Origin of the sequence: Vibrio antiquarius, from assembly GCF_000024825.1 — a bacterium.
In the GTDB taxonomy this organism is placed as follows: domain Bacteria; phylum Pseudomonadota; class Gammaproteobacteria; order Enterobacterales; family Vibrionaceae; genus Vibrio; species Vibrio diabolicus.
The window spans coordinates 733,454-749,940 of record NC_013456.1; the positions used below are offsets into that span (position 1 = coordinate 733,454).

Annotated in this window: 21 protein-coding genes; 13 read left to right on the top strand and 8 right to left on the bottom strand. The window is 46.2% G+C overall.

Annotated features, from left to right (window positions below; genetic code table 11):
- The first annotated feature begins 132 nt into the window (after window positions 1-132).
- Window positions 133-924, top strand: a complete 792-nt coding sequence (locus tag VEA_RS03515) for a DUF1338 domain-containing protein (RefSeq protein ID WP_005397681.1) — start codon at window positions 133-135, stop codon at window positions 922-924.
- Window positions 925-1,069: 145 nt separating this feature from the next.
- Here the strand turns inward: VEA_RS03515 and crp are convergent, their stop codons facing one another.
- The 6 genes from crp to VEA_RS03545 form a co-directional block, all read right to left on the bottom strand.
- Window positions 1,070-1,702, bottom strand: coding sequence for a cAMP-activated global transcriptional regulator CRP (gene crp / locus VEA_RS03520; RefSeq protein WP_005381432.1), 633 nt, complete (start codon window positions 1,700-1,702; stop codon window positions 1,070-1,072).
- A gap of 240 nt (window positions 1,703-1,942) precedes the next feature.
- A complete protein-coding gene (locus tag VEA_RS03525; protein WP_005397679.1) occupies window positions 1,943-2,812 on the bottom strand; it encodes a phosphoribulokinase in 870 nt (289 codons plus the stop codon).
- Between the two features lie 124 nt (window positions 2,813-2,936).
- Window positions 2,937-3,149 carry a YheU family protein gene (locus VEA_RS03530; RefSeq protein ID WP_005397677.1) on the bottom strand — a complete coding sequence of 71 codons (213 nt, stop codon included), beginning with the start codon at window positions 3,147-3,149 and terminating at the stop codon, window positions 2,937-2,939.
- A gap of 33 nt (window positions 3,150-3,182) precedes the next feature.
- On the bottom strand, window positions 3,183-4,190 hold the full coding sequence (locus tag VEA_RS03535) for a hydrolase (RefSeq protein ID WP_006742981.1): 1,008 nt from the start codon (window positions 4,188-4,190) through the stop codon (window positions 3,183-3,185).
- 87 nt (window positions 4,191-4,277) lie between these two features.
- Complete coding sequence (locus VEA_RS03540) at window positions 4,278-4,766, bottom strand: TIGR02444 family protein (RefSeq protein WP_005397673.1); 489 nt, start codon at window positions 4,764-4,766, stop codon at window positions 4,278-4,280.
- Window positions 4,763-6,682, bottom strand: coding sequence for an ABC transporter ATP-binding protein (locus VEA_RS03545; RefSeq protein WP_031780646.1), 1,920 nt, complete (start codon window positions 6,680-6,682; stop codon window positions 4,763-4,765). The genes VEA_RS03540 and VEA_RS03545 overlap by 4 nt, the downstream gene beginning before the upstream one ends.
- A 209-nt stretch (window positions 6,683-6,891) precedes the next feature.
- On the opposite strand from VEA_RS03545, the gene kefG reads away from it, so the two are divergent.
- The 5 genes from kefG to VEA_RS03570 all read left to right on the top strand — a co-directional run bounded on the left by kefG (window position 6,892) and on the right by VEA_RS03570 (window position 11,200).
- Window positions 6,892-7,485: a glutathione-regulated potassium-efflux system ancillary protein KefG gene (kefG, locus tag VEA_RS03550; protein WP_005397668.1), complete on the top strand. Its 594-nt coding sequence runs from the start codon at window positions 6,892-6,894 to the stop codon at window positions 7,483-7,485.
- Window positions 7,469-9,265 (top strand): glutathione-regulated potassium-efflux system protein KefB, encoded by a 1,797-nt coding sequence (gene kefB / locus VEA_RS03555; RefSeq protein WP_012841338.1) that lies wholly within the window; start codon window positions 7,469-7,471, stop codon window positions 9,263-9,265. Before kefG ends, kefB begins: the two co-directional genes overlap by 17 nt.
- Window positions 9,266-9,298: 33 nt before the next feature.
- Window positions 9,299-9,499, top strand: coding sequence for a YheV family putative zinc ribbon protein (locus VEA_RS03560; RefSeq protein ID WP_005381449.1), 201 nt, complete (start codon window positions 9,299-9,301; stop codon window positions 9,497-9,499).
- 92 nt (window positions 9,500-9,591) lie between these two features.
- On the top strand, window positions 9,592-10,128 hold the full coding sequence (slyD, locus tag VEA_RS03565) for a peptidylprolyl isomerase (protein ID WP_005397664.1): 537 nt from the start codon (window positions 9,592-9,594) through the stop codon (window positions 10,126-10,128).
- A gap of 130 nt (window positions 10,129-10,258) precedes the next feature.
- Window positions 10,259-11,200: an isoaspartyl peptidase/L-asparaginase family protein gene (locus VEA_RS03570; protein WP_041853012.1), complete on the top strand. Its 942-nt coding sequence runs from the start codon at window positions 10,259-10,261 to the stop codon at window positions 11,198-11,200.
- A gap of 84 nt (window positions 11,201-11,284) precedes the next feature.
- On the opposite strand, the gene VEA_RS03575 is transcribed toward VEA_RS03570, so the two are convergent.
- Both VEA_RS03575 and VEA_RS03580 read right to left on the bottom strand, forming a co-directional pair.
- On the bottom strand, window positions 11,285-11,512 hold the full coding sequence (locus tag VEA_RS03575; protein WP_005381455.1) for a SlyX family protein: 228 nt from the start codon (window positions 11,510-11,512) through the stop codon (window positions 11,285-11,287).
- Window positions 11,509-12,495 carry a WD40 repeat domain-containing protein gene (locus VEA_RS03580; protein WP_012841340.1) on the bottom strand — a complete coding sequence of 329 codons (987 nt, stop codon included), beginning with the start codon at window positions 12,493-12,495 and terminating at the stop codon, window positions 11,509-11,511. Before VEA_RS03580 ends, VEA_RS03575 begins: the two co-directional genes overlap by 4 nt.
- Before the next feature lie 128 nt (window positions 12,496-12,623).
- Here VEA_RS03580 and fkpA point away from each other — a divergent pair, with 128 nt between their 5' ends.
- From fkpA to rpsG, 7 genes are all read left to right on the top strand, one after another.
- Window positions 12,624-13,406: an FKBP-type peptidyl-prolyl cis-trans isomerase gene (gene fkpA / locus VEA_RS03585; protein ID WP_005397659.1), complete on the top strand. Its 783-nt coding sequence runs from the start codon at window positions 12,624-12,626 to the stop codon at window positions 13,404-13,406.
- 143 nt (window positions 13,407-13,549) lie between these two features.
- Window positions 13,550-14,272 (top strand): helix-turn-helix transcriptional regulator, encoded by a 723-nt coding sequence (locus tag VEA_RS03590; RefSeq protein ID WP_031780643.1) that lies wholly within the window; start codon window positions 13,550-13,552, stop codon window positions 14,270-14,272.
- A complete protein-coding gene (tusD, locus tag VEA_RS03595; RefSeq protein ID WP_012841341.1) occupies window positions 14,269-14,664 on the top strand; it encodes a sulfurtransferase complex subunit TusD in 396 nt (131 codons plus the stop codon). The genes VEA_RS03590 and tusD overlap by 4 nt, the downstream gene beginning before the upstream one ends.
- On the top strand, window positions 14,661-15,017 hold the full coding sequence (gene tusC / locus VEA_RS03600) for a sulfurtransferase complex subunit TusC (RefSeq protein WP_005397648.1): 357 nt from the start codon (window positions 14,661-14,663) through the stop codon (window positions 15,015-15,017). The genes tusD and tusC overlap by 4 nt, the downstream gene beginning before the upstream one ends.
- Window positions 15,018-15,024: 7 nt before the next feature.
- Complete coding sequence (gene tusB, locus VEA_RS03605; protein ID WP_041852883.1) at window positions 15,025-15,300, top strand: sulfurtransferase complex subunit TusB; 276 nt, start codon at window positions 15,025-15,027, stop codon at window positions 15,298-15,300.
- A 177-nt stretch (window positions 15,301-15,477) separates the two neighbouring features.
- Window positions 15,478-15,852 carry a 30S ribosomal protein S12 gene (gene rpsL, locus VEA_RS03610; protein WP_004399892.1) on the top strand — a complete coding sequence of 125 codons (375 nt, stop codon included), beginning with the start codon at window positions 15,478-15,480 and terminating at the stop codon, window positions 15,850-15,852.
- Window positions 15,853-15,953: 101 nt separating this feature from the next.
- Window positions 15,954-16,424 carry a 30S ribosomal protein S7 gene (gene rpsG, locus VEA_RS03615; RefSeq protein WP_005382796.1) on the top strand — a complete coding sequence of 157 codons (471 nt, stop codon included), beginning with the start codon at window positions 15,954-15,956 and terminating at the stop codon, window positions 16,422-16,424.
- Window positions 16,425-16,487 lie beyond the last annotated feature (63 nt).

A 16,487-nucleotide genomic window follows, 5' to 3' on the forward strand; every position in this document is an offset into this window, starting at 1 on the left:
GTGTTGACTGACTGGCATTTACCGTCACAGGTTGATGGCTGCTCGTTCATTATTCTGGACAACTTTTCGTTGTGAACGAGCAGTCAACTTCCGCTTACCTTTTAACTCTACATCTCGTAACAAGGAGTCGTTATGACGCCCGATGTGTTATTTGAATCGCTATGGCAAGATTACATTCAACGTCTTTGCCCTTCTGCTGCGAAAGTACATCAGCTGCTTCAAGAAGATGAGCCTCTGATTAATGATCATATAGCTTTACGTACCTTCAATATTGCGCCTCTTGGTATCGAAACCTTAGCTAAACCATTTGTAGCCATTGGCTACCAGGCATGTGGTGACTACGTTTTCGAAAGTAAAAAGCTGGTTGCTAAGCACTATGAGCACCCTGATCCGAAGCAACCGAAAGTCTTTATTAGTGAGCTAAAAGTTGAGGAGTGTTCACCTGAGCTGCAAGAGATTGTGAAAAAGCTGGTGGCACAAGTCGATGCAGGCAAGCTGAACGATAGCGCATTCTTACATGGTGGACGCTTGTGGGATTTAAGCTTTGCTGACTACCAAACGTTGGCTAAAGAAAGTGAGTATGCATCTTGGTTGGCTGCGCATGGTTACGGCGCAAACCACTTCACGGTGAGCGTTAACCAGCTCAATGAATACGAAGAAGTGAAGCAAGTAAACGATCACTTACGTACGGCCGGATTTACCATTAATGAAAACGGCGGGGAAGTGAAGGGCACTCCTGAGGTGCTGCTAGAACAATCATCGACCATGGCGGATAAAGTGGCGGTTCGCTTTAGCGAAGGCACTGAAATTATCCCTGGTGGCTTTTACGAGTTTGCTAAGCGCTACCCGATGGAAAACGGTGAGCTGTACCCAGGTTTTGTGGCGGCTTCAGCGGACAAAATCTTTGAAAGTACGAATGGCTAACTTTTAGGGTTAACCTTTCGGCTAACCAACTTGCTCATTAGTCTTTTGTTGCTCTGAGCTTAATGTGGTTACAAGACAAATAAAAAGCCACCAATGTCGCCATTGGTGGCTTTTATAATTTTGTTCGCGTCACTCTAGTTTGAGATTAACGAGTACCGTAAACCACGATAGTTTTACCGTGCGCAGAGATTAGGTTCTGCTCTTCTAGCATTTTCAAGATACGACCTACTGTCTCACGAGAACAGCCAACGATTTGACCGATTTCTTGACGAGTGATCTTGATTTGCATGCCGTCTGGGTGAGTCATTGCGTCTGGTTGTTTTGCAAGGTTCAGAAGCGTCTGAGCGATACGACCAGTTACGTCTAGGAACGCCAGGTCACCCACTTTTTGGCTAGTTACTTGAAGACGACGAGCCATCTGCGCAGAAAGGCGCATTAGGATGTCTGGGTTTACTTGGATAAGCTGACGGAATTTCTTGAAAGAAATTTCAGCAACTTCACAAGGAGATTTAGCACGAACCCAAGCTGTGCGCTCTTGGTCTTCCTCGAATAGACCAAGTTCACCAATAAAGTCTCCTTGGTTTAGGTAAGAAAGGATCATCTCCTTACCTTCTTCGTCTTTGATAAGAACCGCAACAGAACCTTTAACGATGTAGTACAAAGTTTCTGCCTTTTCGCCCGCGTGAATTAGCGTGCTCTTTGAAGGGTACTTATGAATATGACAGTGTGAAAGAAACCACTCTAATGTTGGGTCGGTTTGAGGTTTACCTAGAACCATAATATCTCACTTCCTCTGCAGGGTACGCTTGCGCTATCCATATTTTAGCTAAGCCTGAATTAGGCCTACTAGAATAAGAGCACTTTTTATATGCTGCAAGCTCTCTTGTGTTTCGGTAAGAAATAGTATCCTTTTTCGAAAACGATTTCTTGATTTTAATCGTGCCATGATTGAGATTTTGTAAGCAAAACTGTGCACATGATCACGGTATGAAAAGTAAACATCTTCGCAGGCAGGTTTTTAGCCAATTTTCCCTGTTTCGATGAGCTGTTGTAGGATAGGCCGAACTATGAGCTCCATTGCAAAGCTCATCTTACCGCCTGGCACGACAATCGTGTTGTGGCGTGACATGAATGAGCCATCAATCATAGCCAGGAGATATGGGAAGTCGACTTTCTTTATCCCACGCAAGCGAATTACGACAAAGCTCTCATCCAGGCTTGGGATACCCTTCGCATTAAGGGGGTTGGAGGTATCGACCGTTGGGACGCGCTGAAAGTTAATATGAGTGCGAGAAAATTGCGGAGTGATGTAGTTAAGATAATCGTCCATCGAGCGCACGATAGAATCCATTACTGCTTCTCGTGAATGACCGCGGTCACGAGTATCACGCACAAACTTTTGGATCCACTCTAAGTTTACGATTGGTACCATACCAATCAAGAAATCCACATGCTGCGCAACATTAACATCGCCATCCACAACACCGCCGTGCAAGCCTTCATAGAAGAGAACGTCACTGTTCTCCGGTAAGTCCTGCCACGGTGTGAAGGTTCCAGGCATTTGATTATAAGGTACGGCCTCGTCAAAGGTGTGTAGGTAGCGACGTACGCTGCCTGCGCCATCGTGACCATATTTACGGAAAAACTCTTCCAATCCTGGAAAGTCATTAGCTTGAGGGCCAAAGTAGCTAATGTGTCGACCTTGCTCGCGCGCTTTACGGATTTCTATATCCATTTCAGGGCGAGTAAAGCGATGGAAGCTGTCGCCTTCAACCCATGCGGGTTTAACGTTCATCATATTGAACATCTTACGGAAGGCTTCAGATGTAGTGGTCGTGCCGGCACCGGATGAACCAGTAACCGCAATAATTGGGTGTTTAGCTGACATGACAAACCTTGTCGAAAATTACTTACCTGTAATGTGCAGTAGGCTGCTACTGCACGGTCGATAACCCACTATAGCACGTAACAATGCCTTGTCATTGAGTGGGGTACGGTAAAATGTGAAGGGTCTAAAATTTTGTTTTTACCTGAATATCGACGGTTTCGTGCAGTTCAGAGAACACGATAACCGCTTCGCCTTTTTCTAATTGAGTTTTTACTTGATCCACTTTGTCTTGCAAAGAAACCTCGACGGTTCCGTAATCCGTGCCTTCACGTAAGACGAATTCACGAATTAAGTTTTCCAATGTTTCTGGCGCAATGTCTTGCCATGGAATGATCATAAATACCTCGAACTTTTATGATGAGCGGCTAGTTTACTGCTTTCGCTGCTTGGATACAGCAGAAAGGTAATCTGCGGCAATACTTTCGTAATACGCTGGCAGCGCTTCTTCCAACCAAAATTTCGGCTTGAGCGCTGAACCGGTAAGGAAACCAACATGCCCACCGTGCTCAAAGAGACGGTAATCAATATTATCTGGCAGAACAAATTTCGGGATCACATCGTCGGTCATGAATGGATCATCTTTGGCGTGAATGATCAGTGTCGGTAGCGTGATCTGTTGTAATTTACTTAAGCCAGAACATTGATCGTAATAATCTTGTGCGTCTTTAAAACCGTGCAGTGGTGCCGTGATCAAATCATCGAATTCATACAATCGTGTGACACGTTTTATTGAGTTGTAGGACAAAGCGAGCTCGCCATGCAACAAGTGATGTTTTTGCAATGCGTTGCGTTTGAGCGAAGAGAGCAGGTAACGGCGATATACTTTCGAAAAGCCTTGTTCAATACGGTTCGCACACGATGCTAAGTCTAAAGGTGCTGAGATAATGGTCGCCGCATTCAAAATGGGGTGGTCTTTGTATTGGGCTAAATAATTCGCCAACATGTTACCGCCAAGAGAAATGCCAACCGCAACTTTGGGGTTATCAGGAAAGCGTTGCTCAAGGTGCTCTAAGAAGTGGCGGGCGTCAGTCACTTCACCAGAATGATAGGCGCGAGCTTTCTTGTTTGGCTTACCGCTACAACCGCGGAAATGCATCATCACCGACAGCCATCCGGATTGAGCAAATGCATTCATTAGGCCATTGGCGTAAGGGCTATAGAAGCAGCCTTCTAGTCCATGAAATAAAACAAAAATCGGCTTTTTTTGCGCAGGTTCTTGGGTTGGGTCCTCGCTCCATGCGAGATCGAGAAAGTCTCCATCGGATGTATCGAGGGTTTGCCAAATCGGCGTAAACAACGCTTTTTTGCGAATAAAACGCGGTAAAAGCGTTTGAAGATGCGGGTTTTTGATCCCGGCGGCTGCGAAAAATTGTGTCATACCTAACTGCTCTTATGCGGTTCTTCGGTGTCAGTTGAAGAACTTATTAATATAATCCTTTATAAAGATTATAGGTATTCTACAGATTTATGGGCGTTTTGGTGGGTGAATGTTTGGCACCGGAATAGCAAAGGCCTGTTGCAAATGCTCACCACCAAGTTGACGACAGTATCTCAGCGTGAGTGGGGCGCCATCATTTTTGACCAGCGTGAGCGAGTTAATGCAGTTCACCAAATCCGCTTGTTGCTGCTTTTCTAGTTGCAGCTCAAACTGCAAGGTTTCACGATATAAAGCGTCATTGACTTGAGACTTAAGATGGCGACGTAAGTCGCGAAAAGAGTGCAGTAAGGTTTCGCTTCGGCCCAGACAGCTTTGTACCAGAGGCCAGTCTTTTTCTTGGAAAATGAGTTGCTGCTCATCGAGCCATCTGAGCAGCAGGAGTAGGTTCACGTTGCCGTGATAATTGTTCTGTAATGATAAACACGCTTCTTTCACTTCTCGCACACCATAAAATTGCAGACTGAACTGCCAAAGGTGTTCTAGGGTGAGTGTGTATTCAGCGTGTTGATTACTCATTGATTAAACTCTAGCTCCATCTGCTCCAGTTCTTCCTGAGCAGACATCCATTCCATTTCAATTTCTTCGAGCTCTGCCTTACTAGAAGCTTGAAGAGCCAGCACTTGGTTAAGTTTAGCTTTATTTTCGGCTTCATACAGTGAGTTATCTGCCAATTGTTCTTCAGCTTCGGCCAGTGCAGCACCTAACTTATCCATTTTATTTTCTAATTGTGTCAGCGTTTTGCGAATTGGCGCCGTCTGCTTACGAAATTCTGCATCGCGACGTTTCTGCTCTTTTTTCGCTGCCGCGCTGTTGGCGCTATCTTTGGCTGGCTGTGCAGCTTGTGCTTCTTTGCGTTCCGCTCTTTGTTGCTCAGTTAACCATTTGTAGTAGTCGTTTAAGTCACCATCGAACGGCGCAACTTGACGATCATGCACCAAGTACAAGTCATCGGTTGTAGCACGCAGTAAGTAGCGATCGTGCGAAACAATCACCATTGCACCTTCGAACGTTTGCAGTGCCATCGTCAATGCCTGACGCATGTCCAAATCCAAGTGGTTGGTTGGTTCATCAAGTAGCAACAGGTTTGGCTTTTGCCACACAATTAAGGCCAGCACTAAACGGGCTTTTTCACCACCCGAAAACGGCGCGACTTTCTCCAGTGCTTTGTCGCCTTGGAAGCCAAAGCTGCCCAGGTAATCACGTAGCTGTTGTTCGGTTTGATCCGGCGCGATCTGCATCATGTGTTGCAGCGGCGTTTCCTCTGGGTGCAGCGTTTCTAATTGATGCTGAGCAAAGTAACCTATTTTTACGCCTTGTGAGTAAGTCAGATCGCCACCTTGCGCGTTAAGCTCACCAGAGAGCAATTTGATCAAGGTCGATTTACCCGCGCCATTACGGCCGAGCAGACCAATGCGACTGCCAGGAACCAAGTTCAACCTGATCTTCTCTAAGATCAGGTTGTCACCGTAGCCTGCCGATACTTCATCCATCATCATGATTGGGTTTGGCAGCGCCGCGGGCTCACGGAATTGGAAGCTAAATGGGTTATCGAATTGAGCGGGTAACACTTTCTCCATGCGCTCCAAAGCTTTAATACGGCTTTGAGCCTGGCGTGCTTTAGAGGCTTTATAACGGAAGCGGTCGATGTAGCTTTGCATGTGCGACATCTGTTTCTGTTGCTTCTCGAACATCGCTTGCTGCAGCACCATTTTTTGCGCTCGTTGGTTTTCGAACGACGAATAGTTACCCGTGTATTCGTTCAATTGTTGGTTTTCGATGTGAATAATACGGCCAACAATGGGGTCAAGGAAGTCACGGTCGTGCGAGATCAGGATCAGTGTGCCTGGGTAGTTTTGTAGCCAACGTTCAAGCCACATCACTGCGTCTAAGTCCAAGTGGTTGGTTGGCTCATCGAGTAGCAATAAGTCAGAACGGCACAATAGCGCCTGGGCTAAGTTAAGGCGCATACGCCAACCACCTGAGAATTGAGTCAAACTCCAACTCATTTGCTCTTGGCTGAAACCTAAACCGTCGAGCAATTCTGCCGCGCGAGCGCGAATGCTATAACCGCCGATGGTTTCAATTTTACCGTGGATCTCGGCAACCAAGGTGCCGTTGTCTTGTGCTTCCGCTTCAGCCAACTGCTTTTCGAGCGCTCGGTACTCGCGATCACCATCAATGACGTATTCCAGTGCAGTGCGCTCTAGCGCAGGCGTTTCCTGTGCGACCCAGGCCAACTCCCAATGTTGAGGTTGGCTAAATGAGCCTGCATCAATCGACAGTTCATCTTTCAGCAATGCAAATAGCGTTGATTTACCGCAGCCGTTTTTGCCCACAAGACCGACTTTATCGCCAGGATGGATAGTCGCTGAAGCTTGGTCTAAAAGAGGTTTACCGCCACGCAGTAACTGAATATCAGAGAAGGTAATCATAAAGTTTTCATTCACTTTGCGCAGTGCGCGTTGCTTGGTTACATCGCGAAGTGGTTTCAATCGTTTTTAAAGCCACTTGGGTATATATCTAGCGGTGAATAGTAGGGGTATTGGCCGGAAAAGTCGATTGATTCGCTTTAATTGCATTATGCTGTACAAAAAAGTATAACAATTTGATAACGGATAAAAATAACCACAAGGACGACCATTTGGCTGTTGCACCGTCTATTCTCCCAAGAGTTCTGGTCATTTATGCTCATCCAGAGCCACATAACTCGATTGCTAATCAAGTGATGATTAAAAAAGCTCAGTCGCTTGAGCACGTCACTGTGCACGATCTTTACGGTGTTTACCCTGACTTCTTTATTGATGTGAATTATGAACATGAGTTGTTGCTCACGCATGATGTGATCGTGTTTCATCACCCGCTTTATATGTATTCATGCCCAGCCCTGTTAAAAGAGTGGTTGGACCGAGTGCTGGGCAAAGGTTTTGCTTTTGGCGGAGGTTCGGCGCTGGAGGGAAAATACTGGCGCAGTGTGATTACAACGGGGGGGAAAGAAGAGGCCTTTAGCGCGAAGGGGTACAACAAATATCCATTAGAGCAAATCTTACAACCGTTTGAACTGACGGCCGCCTTGTGTCAAATGCACTGGATTGAACCTTTGGTGTTGTATTGGTCGCGTAATGTCTCGGATATTGAGCGGTATGAGCACGCCGAATTGTATCGTCGGTGGTTGAACAACCCACTTGAAAACTGGGAAGCAACAGACCAAGGAGGTCAGTATGGCGATAACCAGTGAGTTTCTTCAAAGTAGCGTGGTCTTTCTCTCGGCTGCGGTTATCGCGGTGCCGATTGCTCAGCGTCTCGGACTTGGCTCGGTTTTAGGTTATTTACTTGCCGGTGTGTTGATTGGCCCTTGGGGTCTTGGCTTAATCAGTGATGTTGATGCTATTTTGCACTTTGCTGAACTTGGGGTCGTGTTGTTACTGTTCTTGATCGGCCTTGAACTAAATCCTAAAAAACTGTGGCAAATGCGAGGACCGATTCTAGGTTTAGGCGGCGCGCAGGTGGTGGTTACGACCGCCGTGCTCGGCAGTGTCGTCAGTATGTTCGGCGTAAGCATGCAAGTGAGTTTGGTTATTGGGATGGGGTTGGCGCTGTCCTCGACGGCAATTGCTCTTAAAGTGATTGAAGAGCAAGGGCTCAATGGCACCGAAACGGGTCAGTCTGGTTTTGCGGTATTGCTCTTTCAAGATATTGCCGTGATCCCAATGTTGGCAATGTTGCCCTTGCTTGCTGGCGGGCAGAGTGGCGGTAGTTGGTTAGATGTCTTCACGGTATTAGGCAGTGTGGTGGCCCTGTTGATTGGTGGTCATTTCTTATTGCGTCCACTATTTCGTTTTGTTGTGATGAGCGGCGTTCGTGAGCTCTTTACCGTCGCCGCACTATTGGTCGTGCTTGGGATTTCTGTCGTGATGCAAAAGCTCGGGCTTTCTATGGCCCTAGGGACTTTCTTAGCCGGCGTTCTGCTGGCTGAGAGTGAGTATCGACATGAATTGGAAATCGCTATCGAGCCGTTTAAAGGTTTGTTGTTGGGTTTGTTCTTCATCGCGGTTGGCATGGCGGTAAATTTGGGGTTATTGGCATTACACCCTTCAGAGATTCTGGGCGCGGTGGTGGCTTTGGTCGTGGTTAAGGGCTTGGTTTTGTATGCATTGGCGAGAGCTGCCCGTGTCGGAGCCAAAGCGAGAAGCCGTATGGCCGCGATTTTAAGCCAAGGTGGTGAGTTTGCCTTTGTCATATTTACCGCAGCGAGCCAAGAGGGCATTTTATCCAAAGAGCAAGTGGCTTTTCTGTTGGTGGTGGTCAGTCTATCCATGGTGACGACACCACTTTTGCTGATGGGACAAAAAAAATGGTTTGCTCATACCCTGAATCAAGAAGAAGAGGGCATGACCACGAAAGTAGTGGATCGTCGGCCACGTGTGATCATTGCAGGCTTTGGACGTTTCGGTCAGATCGTCGGACGTTTAATGTATGCCAATAAAATCAAAGTGACGGTATTAGAAAGTGATGCCAGCCAAATTCACCTACTGCGCAAGTATGGTTACAAAGTGTTTTATGGCGATGCTACCCAAATTGATCTTTTGCGGGCTGCTGGCGCAGATAAAGCAGAAGCATTGGTCATTTGTACCGATTCACCTGATGAGGTGATGGCCATCGTTGATATCTGCCGCGTGCACTTCCCGAAACTTAAGTTGCTAGCCCGAGCAAGAAGCCGTGTCGAGGCGTATCAGTTAATGAGCCACGGTGTTGAGAATTACTCTCGTGAAACATTTTTAGGGGCATTGGATCTCGGTCGTCAAGCGCTCGTAGAACTTGGTATGCACCCTTATCAAGCAAAGCGGGCAGAAGCACATTTTCGTAAGTTAGATAATGCTATGCTTAAGGACTTATTGCCTCAGCACAATGAAGATAAGAAATTGGCTCAGAGAGCGAAAGAGGCACGCAAAGAGCTAGAAGAAATTTTTGGTCGTGAGATGGAGAGCGACCATCAGTCACCTAATCATTGGAAGTAGTACTTGAGCCAAGACTCAAGCTAAGGAAATAGCGTGAAAATCAAGAAACGTTTTATTGCAGGCGCTAGCTGCCCAAATTGCAGCCAGCAAGATACCCTGCGCTGGTGGATTGAAAATAATATCGAGTTAGTTGAGTGTGTCGAGTGTGAGTTTACTGAGCAGCGCAAACCGCAATCTGTAGAGAAAAATAAACACTCAGATCAGGAAATGATCGGAATTTTTAAGCCTGAATAATTGAACTTCGATAATTGATCCCCATAATACACCCAGATATCTCAGTACTTAACCCCATTCAGGTTAAGTCAATTAATCTCCCTGGAGTTAGTATGAAAATTGAAAAGAACGTTGTTGCAAGCCTTGCATACAAAGTAATGATGGAAGACGGTGTCGTTGTTGATCAATCAACAGCAGAAGCGCCTCTAGATTACCTTCACGGTCACAACAACCTAATCACTGGTCTTGAAAAAGAGCTTGAAGGTAAAGTGGCTGGCGACAAGTTCTCAGTAACGGTAGCTCCTGAAGAAGCTTACGGCGAGCACAACGATGCGCTAGTACAACGCGTTCCTGCGGACGTATTCCAAGGCGTTGACCAAATCGAAGTGGGCATGCGCTTCCTGGCTGACACTGACCAAGGTCCAATCCCTGTAGAAGTAACAGAAGTTGATGGCAACGAAGTGGTTGTTGACGGTAACCATATGCTAGCTGGTCAAACACTAACTTTCGAAGTAGAAGTTATGTCTACACGTGAAGCAACAGCAGAAGAGATCGAACACGGTCATATCCATCAAGCTGGTGGTTGTGGTCATGACCATGATCACGATGATGAAGGCTGCTGTGGCGGCGGCAGCTGTGGTTCTCACTAATCACAAGCTCCTTCACTAGATAATCTTATCTAGTAAAGCTTTGAAAAGCGCAAGTTGAGGTTTCAACTTGCGCTTTTTGTTTATCTAAGGTGTAGTGCATAGAAGAAAAGAACAACTCATGGAAAAAGCGATGACAAAACCTTTCTCGATTGCGATTCATGGTGGCGCAGGCACCATTTTACGTGAACAGATGAGCAATGAACTTCAGCAATCCATCTTGGCTGATTTGGAAGCGTCGGTAAAAGCTGGCTATCAAATTCTAGAGAAAGGCGGCGACGCTTTGGATGCGGTTGTTGCTGCAGTAAAAGTATTGGAAGACTCGCCTAACTTTAATGCGGGTAAAGGCTCGGTGCTGACCAACAACGAAATGGTAGAAATGGATGCCTCTGTCATGGATGGTCGAAACCAAGCCGCAGGCGCGGTCGCTGGTGTTCGTCATATCAAGAATCCAATTGAGCTCGCTCGTGACGTAATGCGAAACAGCAATCACGTGTTGTTGGTGGGTGAGGGCGCAGAGAAGTTTGCTTTTGAACAAGGCCATGAGTATACCGAACAGGATTACTTCTTTACTGATCGCCGTTATGAGCAGTTGCTGTCTATGCGTGAGAAAGGGCTGTTTGCTTTGTCGGAATCTCGCTACCCAGATGATCGTAAACATGGCACCGTCGGAGCCGTAGCGTTGGACCAACAAGGCAACTTAGCCGCTGCAACCAGCACGGGTGGCGTAACGAATAAGCAATACAATCGAGTTGGGGATTCGGCTTTGATAGGTTGCGGCACGGTGGCCGAAAATGGCGTCGTCGCGGTTTCGACTACGGGTGTCGGTGAGTTTTTTATCCGTAAACGTGTCGCAGAAGACGTCGCCGCGCGGATGCGTTATTTACAAGAAGATGTTCATACTGCTTGTGAGCATATTATTCAGGGGGAACTGAAAGAGATGGGCGGCGAAGGCGGCTTAATCGCAATTGACGCGCAAGGTGAGCTGCACTTTGCGATGAACAGCTCTGGTATGTACCGAGCTGGCATCAACACTCAAGGCGAGTTGAGCGTCAAAATCTACGCTGACGAATAGCCTCCTCTTGAGCAACCTTCTTAAGTAATCAATACAACAAAGCCCAGAACACGTTCTGGGCTTTGTGCTATTTGAGCCTGCATTTTAATAATGCGGTGGTGGGGTTTCTTCTGACGGATCGGCTAAATTCGACGAGTCCATATTTTTTACTTTACCTACCACATATTTCATCTGATCGAGCATCTTGGTAATTTGCAGTTGCTGCTGCGATAAGGCGCCGTTCAGATCTTCAATAGTCTGTTCTTGGAACGCAAGCTGACATTCTAAGTCATTAATGCGAGCTTCCAATTGCTGAATGATTTTTTCTGTCATGATCCGTTCTCTAACTGCCAAGCTTGGGCAATACCTGCTGAAGTAGCAGTAATTACGCGTTGTTTTGAATCAAAGGCTGCATCATACACGACCGCACGGGGAGGGCGAGTGTCTTTTTTTGGCTCAACTTCAAATCCGCCAATCCGTTTTCCGGTTTGAGTATCCCATATTGAAACGCGGCCAGAAGGCGTTCCTGTCACTAACTGAGTTCCGTCATCAGAAAATCGCGCAGTGGAGAAGATCAATTGGCGCGACCAACTGCTCAACTGTGTGACTTCTTGTCCAGTTTTTAAATCCCAAATTACCGCTTGGTTTCCGCCATCGGATGTCATTGCTAACTTGCCATCTCGTTGCAGGGCAACACGAACAACCCGTTGTTCATGTTCGAAGGTCCGCAGCACTTGTCCGGTTTCGGTGTCCCACAAATACGCTTTGTAGTCATTACCACCAGTCAGTGCGAAGCGGCCATTAGGAGAAATGGCGACGGAATTGACTTTTTCACGATGCGCAAGGAACTCCAAGCGACGTCCGGTGACTAAGTTGACGTAAATTGCTTTACCGTTGGATAACCCGAGCAGAACTTGTTCACCGTTACTGGTGATATCAACGTCGCGAATGAGCGCATCAGAAATAGACCAAAGGCCTTTGGATTGCGTCCAGCCTAAGTCCCAAACTGCGAAGTTCATTTGGCTCGCTGTGACTGCATAGCGACCATTGTCTGAGATACGAATATGGGATACCACGTTGGCATCGGCATCGAGCTCACCCAGGTTGGCTAGTTGTTCATTTTGCTCTAGGTCCCACAACATCAAATGGTGTTGCTGAGAATAGAGCAGAGCAAATCGTCCATCTCTGCTAAGTGCGAAGCTCGTCGCACCCTGAGGCTCTATCGGCCAACGCTGCACTTCACGCTCGGCGAAAAAGCAACCATTTAACGTGGTGATGACAATTAAATATAGGAATAAATGAGAAATTCTTTGCATCACATCTAATAATCCGGTTTGTGTCTTAAGACATATAGCTAGTATATTGGTATAACGATTGTCTTCACTAGTCTCATAGAAGATTTGTGCACAACAACCAATGGCAAAGCCATTATTGGGAGAATTTAATGAAATCAGTTTTAAAAGTGTCGCTACTTGCTGCAACAGTTATGCTAGCGGTAGGTTGTCAGAAAGAAGAAACTAAAACAGAAGCCGCACCTCAAGCAGAACAAGTTCAAGCAGAAACCGGTAAAGCGGTTCACTTTAAAACCGACGACGATAAAGCGGCATACGCAATCGGTGTTTCATTTGCTAACTACCTAAGCACAAGCATCGACAAGCCAAGCGAAATCGGCATTAATCTTAACAAAGACTTGGTACTAAAAGGTATCGAAGACGTCTTCAAAGGCAATGCTGAATTGAATGAAGAAGAAACACGTGCAGCACTAGAATCTCTAGACAAGCGTGTTGCTGAAAAGATGCAAGCACAAGCAGCTGAGAAAGCAGCTGAAGCAAAAAAAGCTGGCGATGATTTCCGTGCTGAGTTCGAGAAGCAAGAAGGCGTAGTGAAGACAGATACAGGTCTTCTATACCAAGTTATTACTCCAGCTGAAGGCGAGAAGCCAAAAGACACTGATACGGTTCAAGTACACTACAAAGGTACGCTAATCGATGGTACGCAATTTGATAGCTCTTACGATCGTGGTGAACCTGCAACCTTCCCACTTAACCGTGTAATCCCAGGTTGGACAGAAGGTGTTCAGCTAATGCCTGTGGGTTCTAAATTCAAATTCGTTATCCCGCCAGAGCTAGCATACGGTGATCAAGACACACCAAGCATTCCTGCTAACTCAACGCTAGTATTTGAAGTTGAGCTGCTAAAAGTCGAGAACGACAACGCAGAGCAATAACAATAAGCAGCGATAAGTTATTGAAAAAGGTCCGTTTAACGGGCCTTTTTTGTTCTAGGTCACTAGTTGGTGAGTTTGCTAGGTTGATTTTCAAATTTTCTGATAAACTTACACCAATTTGTTGATTTTTCGCTCGAAGGCTTATGACAACTACAGAAACAATAAACGCGGAGATGTTGCTCGAAATGGAATCCGTTAACGTGATGCCGTTTACCGAGCACGACAAAATCATTTTAAGATCTTATGAGGCGGTCGTTGATGGTATTGCCAGCCTGATAGGTCCCTTTTGTGAAATCGTTCTTCACTCGCTAGAAGACTTAAATACCTCTGCAATTAAAATCGCTAACGGTGAAAACACGGGTCGCCAAGTCGGCTCACCGATCACTGATTTAGCGCTTAAAATGCTAAAAGACATCGAAGGCTCGGAGCGCAACTTCTCACGTTCGTACTTTACCCGTGCAAAAGGTGGCGTGTTGATGAAGTCGATCACTGTTGCCATTCGTAATGGTGAAAATCGCGTGATTGGTTTGTTGTGTATCAACGTCAACTTGGATGCGCCTTTCTCGCAAGTCCTTCAATCTTTCATGCCAACGCAAGAAGCAAAAGAAGCGGCTTCCTCGGTTAACTTTGCTAGTGACGTAGAAGAGCTGGTGGACCAAACTGTTGAACGCACCATCGAAGAGATCAATGCGGATAAATCCGTATCGAACAACACCAAGAATCGCCAAATCGTGATGGAATTGTACGACAAAGGCATCTTCGATATTAAAGATGCCATCAACCGCGTTGCAGATCGTCTTAACATTTCAAAACACACCGTCTACTTATACATTCGTCAACGTAAAACCGAGGACGATGAAAAGTGAGTAAGCTGACTTACACGTTGGTGGTGAACGGTCCTGTTTACGGTAGCCAGTCAGCACGCAGTGCTTATCAGTTCGCCAAGGCGGTGATTGAGCAAGGCCATCAGTTAGTGAGCGTTTTCTTTTATCAAGAGGGCGTGACCAATGGTACTGCTTTGAGTGTGCCTGCCAACGACGAATTTGATCTCAATAAGGCATGGCAATCTTTGGCAAAAGAGCATGGTGTTCGTCTAGAAACTTGTGTTGCTGCGGCTTTGCGTCGCGGGATCGTAAGTGAAGAAGAAGCGAATCAACATGGTTTGGTCCAGAGCAATCTAGCGGAAAGTTTTGAGCAAGCCGGCTTAGGTAGCTTAGCCGAAGCGATGTTAACCCAAGACAGAGTGGTACAGTTTTGAGTCAGCTAACTTATCTATTTCGTAGTGCGCCGCATGGCAGTGCGGCTGGTCGTGAAGGTGTGGATGCACTATTAGCCGCGTCGGCTTACTGTGAAGATATCAGCGTCATTTTCATGGGAGATGGGGTTTACCAGCTTCTACTAGGACAAGAACCGAGTAAGATCTTGAGCAAAGATTATGCGCCGATGCTGAAGCTCTTCGATTTATACGATATTGAACAAGTCTTTGTGTGCTCAGAGTCATTAGCTCAGCGAGGTTTGGCTCAAGCGGACTTAGTCATTGAAGCTCAAGCGTTAAGCTCAGAGCAGCTCAAAGATAAGTTGCAACACGCTGGCAAGCTACTGTCGTTCTGAGGAAGTTATGCTACATATTATAAAAACGGTCTCCGCTCTAGAAGACGCCATGCCCTTATGCAGTGCACAGGATGACATCTTACTTATAGAAGATGCCGTGTACGCTGCTAACTCGCAGCATAAAGCGTTCTCCCACCTAAAAAACCGCAGTGTATTTGTGCTAGAGAGCGATATTCACGCTCGCGGTATTGCGAATCGTATCAGTCCATCACTGACGATCGTGAATTACTCAGGCTTCGTTGAGCTCACAGTTAAACAGGATAAATCGCTTACTTGGGATTGAACGTGATTTACTGTCGCTAAAGCTTTACGGATGAATTGTCCTAATTGAACAAAAAAGATCCGTATATTTCTTGACACACCTCTCACTGCTGCATAGAATTTTGCGTCCCTAACTGCAATGGTAGTTGGGGATAGATTTTTCACAAAGCTTACTTTCAAGTAAATCAGGAGCTAGTTAATGGCAACTATTAACCAGTTGGTACGTAAGCCTCGTGCAAAGCAAGTTGTTAAAAGCAACGTGCCTGCACTAGAAGCGTGCCCACAAAAACGTGGTGTATGTACTCGTGTTTACACTACTACACCTAAAAAACCTAACTCAGCACTTCGTAAAGTTTGTCGTGTACGTCTGACAAACGGCTTCGAAGTTACATCGTACATCGGCGGTGAAGGTCACAACCTTCAAGAGCACAGTGTTGTACTAATCCGTGGCGGTCGTGTAAAAGACCTTCCGGGTGTACGTTACCACACTGTTCGCGGTGCACTTGACTGTGCTGGCGTTAACGACCGTAAACAAGGTCGTTCTAAGTACGGTGTGAAGCGTCCTAAGTCTTAATGGATTCCGTTAAGTAAGGCCAAACACTAAATTATTTTTAATTTTTTGAAAAAACTGAAAAGTTTTGGATAAAACCTGAAGAAGACAACGGAGATAAATCCATGCCACGTCGTCGCGTCATTGGTCAGCGTAAGATCCTTCCAGATCCAAAATTCAAATCTGAATTGCTGGCAAAATTCGTTAACATCCTAATGGTTGACGGTAAAAAATCTACTGCAGAGAAAATCGTTTACACTGCACTAGATGCTATGGCTGAAAAGTCTGGTAAAGACCACTTAGCTATTTTTGAAGAAGCTCTTGAAAACGTACGCCCTGCGGTAGAGGTTAAATCTCGCCGTGTTGGTGGTTCAACTTACCAAGTACCTGTAGAAGTACGTCCGGTTCGCCGTAACGCACTTGCTATGCGTTGGTTGGTTGAAGCTGCGCGCAAGCGTGGTGAAAAATCTATGGCTCAACGCCTAGCAGCTGAAATGCTAGACGCGTCTGAGAACAAAGGTACTGCGGTTAAGAAACGTGAAGACGTTCACCGCATGGCTGACGCAAACAAAGCGTTCGCTCATTACCGCTGGTAATACCTTCTGTGCTGCGAGGTTCTCTCGCAGCACTTTTCTATACTCTAAGGTACACCTTAGTAA

Bases quoted from the DNA above. Each gene is read 5' to 3' on its own strand.
- VEA_RS03515 (WP_005397681.1), top strand. From the start codon at position 133: ATGACGCCCGATGTGTTATTTGAATCGCTATGGCAAGATTACATTCAA.
- crp (WP_005381432.1), bottom strand. From the start codon at position 1,702: ATGGTTCTAGGTAAACCTCAAACCGACCCAACATTAGAGTGGTTTCTT.
- VEA_RS03525 (WP_005397679.1), bottom strand. From the start codon at position 2,812: ATGTCAGCTAAACACCCAATTATTGCGGTTACTGGTTCATCCGGTGCC.
- VEA_RS03530 (WP_005397677.1), bottom strand. From the start codon at position 3,149: ATGATCATTCCATGGCAAGACATTGCGCCAGAAACATTGGAAAACTTA.
- VEA_RS03535 (WP_006742981.1), bottom strand. From the start codon at position 4,190: ATGACACAATTTTTCGCAGCCGCCGGGATCAAAAACCCGCATCTTCAA.
- VEA_RS03540 (WP_005397673.1), bottom strand. From the start codon at position 4,766: ATGAGTAATCAACACGCTGAATACACACTCACCCTAGAACACCTTTGG.
- VEA_RS03545 (WP_031780646.1), bottom strand. From the start codon at position 6,682: ATGATTACCTTCTCTGATATTCAGTTACTGCGTGGCGGTAAACCTCTT.
- kefB (WP_012841338.1), top strand. From the start codon at position 7,469: ATGGCGATAACCAGTGAGTTTCTTCAAAGTAGCGTGGTCTTTCTCTCG.
- slyD (WP_005397664.1), top strand. From the start codon at position 9,592: ATGAAAATTGAAAAGAACGTTGTTGCAAGCCTTGCATACAAAGTAATG.
- VEA_RS03570 (WP_041853012.1), top strand. From the start codon at position 10,259: ATGACAAAACCTTTCTCGATTGCGATTCATGGTGGCGCAGGCACCATT.
- VEA_RS03575 (WP_005381455.1), bottom strand. From the start codon at position 11,512: ATGACAGAAAAAATCATTCAGCAATTGGAAGCTCGCATTAATGACTTA.
- VEA_RS03580 (WP_012841340.1), bottom strand. From the start codon at position 12,495: ATGCAAAGAATTTCTCATTTATTCCTATATTTAATTGTCATCACCACG.
- fkpA (WP_005397659.1), top strand. From the start codon at position 12,624: ATGAAATCAGTTTTAAAAGTGTCGCTACTTGCTGCAACAGTTATGCTA.
- VEA_RS03590 (WP_031780643.1), top strand. From the start codon at position 13,550: ATGACAACTACAGAAACAATAAACGCGGAGATGTTGCTCGAAATGGAA.
- tusB (WP_041852883.1), top strand. From the start codon at position 15,025: ATGCTACATATTATAAAAACGGTCTCCGCTCTAGAAGACGCCATGCCC.
- rpsL (WP_004399892.1), top strand. From the start codon at position 15,478: ATGGCAACTATTAACCAGTTGGTACGTAAGCCTCGTGCAAAGCAAGTT.
- rpsG (WP_005382796.1), top strand. From the start codon at position 15,954: ATGCCACGTCGTCGCGTCATTGGTCAGCGTAAGATCCTTCCAGATCCA.